The organism is Acinetobacter sp. OYA S30 (assembly GCF_033599315.1).
Classification (GTDB): Bacteria; Pseudomonadota; Gammaproteobacteria; order Pseudomonadales; family Moraxellaceae; genus Acinetobacter; species Acinetobacter baumannii.
Map to the genome: position 1 here is coordinate 1 of NZ_JAWVAV010000150.1, position 437 is coordinate 437.

The following is a 437-nucleotide window of genomic DNA, read 5'->3' on the forward strand; positions in this document are numbered from 1 at the left end:
ACAACCACTGTTGCTGTCGGATCGTTCACTGTACCAGTGAGTGCTGGTGTGCTGTCATTCGTCAACACATCATCAAGTGCAACCACCGGCGGTGTGATGTCGGCAGAGACTGTGCCTGTACCTGGCAATGAAGTATTGCCTGCAGGGTCAGTCGCTGTTGCTGTAACCGTATCGCCATCTACCAGATTGCCCGGGTTTGGTACTGACCATGTTCCGTCTGTGCCTGCCACGACTGTTGCAGTGGTGCCATCAGGATATGTCACAGTCACTGTAGAACCAGGTTCTGCTGTACCGCTCACTGGGTCAGTTGCATTGATTGGATCAAGTACAGGTGCATTTGGTGCGGTGGTATCAATTGTTACCACTGCTGTATCTGTACCTGCATTGCCTGCTGCATCTGTTGCAGTCACGGTAATGGTGTGTGGACCATCAGTTAA

The 437-nt window shown here is 51.7% G+C and carries 1 protein-coding gene; it reads right to left on the reverse strand.

Going from position 1 to position 437, the window contains the following annotated elements:
- The coding region (locus R5R67_RS19570; RefSeq protein ID WP_412838338.1) for an Ig-like domain-containing protein at positions 1-437 on the reverse strand (437 nt) is incomplete at both ends.